General features: G+C 61.6%; 1 protein-coding gene. It reads right to left on the bottom strand.

Annotated elements, in window-relative coordinates; all coding sequences use genetic code 11:
* A partial coding sequence (locus tag BFP90_RS02260) for a hemagglutinin repeat-containing protein (RefSeq protein WP_176718006.1) occupies positions 1-3,194 on the bottom strand: 3,194 nt, incomplete at both ends.

Below are 3,194 nucleotides of genomic sequence, written 5' to 3'. Positions count from 1 at the left end.
TGAGTGCCAATATCCGCAATCAACTGCACCTGCCGCAGCCGTTTCTGCTCTTTCTCCTTATCGAAGATGGGGCTGATGGCGCCGTTGGCGTGTTCAACATCGTGGCTCAGCGTTGCCACGTCCTGCTGCTGTTTGGCAGGGTCGCGGATGTTGAGGGTGCCGTTGGAAATGGCCGAGGACGTGGTGCCGCTGTCGCTGTCGCCGTGGTTGAATCCGACCAAGCTGCCGGTGGGCATATTGCTGATGAACGCGTTGGTGCCATCGCTGCCACTGCTGATGCTGGCGCTCTGCAATTGGCTTGTGTACTCAGCCTTGTTCTTTAAAACGCTCCATCCCAGCGTACCGGTGTTCAGGCGGTTTTTGTCCGGCGTAGCCGTGCTGGCGATCACGCTGCCATCGAGTTGCGTATGGTTGCCCACATCAATCTGGTAGCCGCCCTTGCCGCCGAACAGGCCGGTCTGCTCCTGCACACTCTGGTATTTGGAGTCGATCTTGCTTTTGCTGATGCTCAGGTTTGCACTGCCACCGGTGCCGATGATGGCGAAGCTGACGCCTCCACTGACATCCGTTTGCTTGGACTTGTAGTTATCGGTGTCCTGCAGGCTTTGCAGCGTGAGGTCGCGACCCACGGTGGCGGTGATTTTGTCTGCACTGACTTGCGCGCCTTTGAGGGCAGTGTCTCGTCCGCTGATCAGGCTGACCTGTTTGCCGGCGTCCAGCGTTGTTTCCGTCCAGGTGGTGCCGGTGCCCTTCTCGTTGCCGGTGCCCTTGTTCGCATTGGCGAAGATGCTCAGGCCACTTTCTCCGGAACCCACGCCCAGACTGATGCCAATCGCTCCACCGCTGCTGCTGTTTTTGCCATCGAGCTTTTGATTGTTGGCCGCAGCCTCCAGGCGAATATCGCGCTCCGCAGCCAGCGTCATTTCATTGCTGGCCTGGAGCTTGCTGCCTTGAACGCGGATATCACCGGCGTCTCCCGGCGTGCCATTCCCCTGCGCCACGATGGTGAGGTTATTGCCCGCCGTCAGGTTGCTGCCCTGGCTGAGGGTTTGTTCCTGCGTCTGTTTGGAGTCGGACTTCTGCGACCCCAGGGAGATGCTGATACCTACAAACTGCCCAGCGTTGGCGCCGGTCATGCCGCCATTCTGCTGCGCCGCTTGCCACGCCTGCACCCCCGTCAAACCCGCCTTCACACCTTGCAGCGCCGAGAGGCGACCGTCGTCCTCGCTTTTGGCTTGCTTGGCAGTTCGGTAAGCGGAGTCCACCGCGCTACCCACGGTGCCGGAGAGTGCCAGGGTCAAACCACTGGTTTTGCTTTTGGCCGTCTGTTCGCTGCGGTTGTTGTTTTCGGACGCCAGGATGCTGACATTTTGCCCAACCAGGCTGATGTCTTTACCGGCAACCACGTCAGAGCCTTTGATGGTGAGGTCTTTGCCCGCCCGGATATCCACGCTGCCCAGCACGCTGCCGATGTTGCTGGCCCGGGTGGTTTCGGTGCTGCTGGTGAGGGTGTTTTTATTGCTGCTTGAACCCAACGTAACGCCGATGCCGCCGCTGCTCATCAAGCCCGATTTTTTGGTCGAGGACGAATGGCTTTGCTCGAAGGTTTCCGTCGCGCCGTCGATCACCACATTACGCCCGGCAATCAGGCTGGTGGCGTTCGTGGACACCACGTCACTGGCGCTTGTGCCGATGTCTCGACCGGCACGCACGACCACCGTGTCGGCGCTGATGGAGGAACCCCGTTGGGTAATCTGGTTACTGCTGTCGATGCGCGTCTTCTGGCTGCTGGAGAGCAAGCCGTTGCTGGTCTTGGTCTTGCGGTAGTAGCTGTAGTCGCTGTCTTGGGCGGCGTTCAGCGTCAGATCATTGCCCGCATAGAGATAGGCTTCCTTGCCCGCGCTCGCGCGGCTGGCGCTGACGGCGAGGTCGTTGCCTGCACTCAGGGAGAGATTGTCGCCGGCCACCAATGAGGTGCCTACCTGCTGAACGTGATCCTCTTTGCTGGTCACCTTCTTGGAATTAAACGCCGAATGCTGTTCATTCGCCGCCGAAGCCAGGTTCACATTGCCCTTGGCCACCAACGCCAGATCACGCGTGGCATTCAACTGGCTGCCGATGGCGCTGATGTCCCGTGCCGCCACAATCTGGAAGTCCCGCCCGGCTTCTACCACCGTGCCGTACTGGGTCACGTTGCTGCTGCGTGAGTAGGTGCTGACGACATTGGCGTTACGTTGTTCGGCGGTGACGAGGTTCACGTCACGCCCGGCCTGGATGCGGGTGTCGGTACCGCTCTTGAGTACACCGCCGGTGCTGTTGACGTCGCGACCGGCTTGCAGGGTCAGGCTGTTGGCGGCTTCGATGCGCGCGGCGTTGTCGACGAAGTCGGTGCGTTCGGTGCGATAGCCGCTGCTGCTCTGGTGGCTGGTGACGGTGCGTTCGTTGAGCACATCGCCATTTACCGCGCGCACGCTGACGTCGCGCCCGCTGATGATGCCGCCGGCGCGGTTGGTGAGGCTGTTGCCGGCCAGCAGGTCGAGACGGTTGCCCGCTGCGATGAGGCCACTGTTGACCATGTTGCGCCCGGCGCTGGCGGCCAGGTTCTGGGTGGCACGCAGAGTGCCGACGTTGGTGAGGTCGGTGCCGCTGACCAGGCTCAGGTCGCTGCCGGTGATCAACGCGCCATTGGGCGCCAGGCGGTTGTTGGCCTGGGCCAGGTAGAGCACCGGCACCAGCACTTGCTGGCCGGCGACGGTGGCGTTTTCCATCCACACGATGTCGTGGGTCAGGGCCGCGACTTGTTCGGCGGTGAGGCTTACACCCACCGACAAATTGAGCGCCTGACGGCTGCCGATGGCGTTGTCCATCAGGTACTTGAACATCGCCGTGTCGCTGGTTTGGCCGTCGATGAAGCGCTGGCCGGTGCGGGCAATGACCGCTTGCTGGATCAGGCGCTGTTCATAGAGGCCGTCGCCCAGGCGTTTTTGCGCCTGGTCGGGGTCGTAGCCGAGCTTGGACAGCATGTAATCGGAACTGAGGAACTGGCCGAGATTGGTCAGCTGCGGGTTGGTTTCGATCAGGTATTTCTGTGGGTTGGAGACGAACTGGCTGTCCGGCAGGCCTTGCACGCGGTTGATGTTGACACCGTCGGCCGAGGTGCCGGCGGCGGGTACAACCGGCCCGGAAGCCGGGGC

The sequence above is a fragment of the Pseudomonas sp. 24 E 13 genome (genome assembly GCF_900004715.1).
Classification (GTDB): Bacteria; Pseudomonadota; Gammaproteobacteria; order Pseudomonadales; family Pseudomonadaceae; genus Aquipseudomonas; species Aquipseudomonas orientalis_A.
Note: the sequence above shows the minus strand (reverse complement) of the source record. Positions and strands in the feature narration are given on the sequence as shown.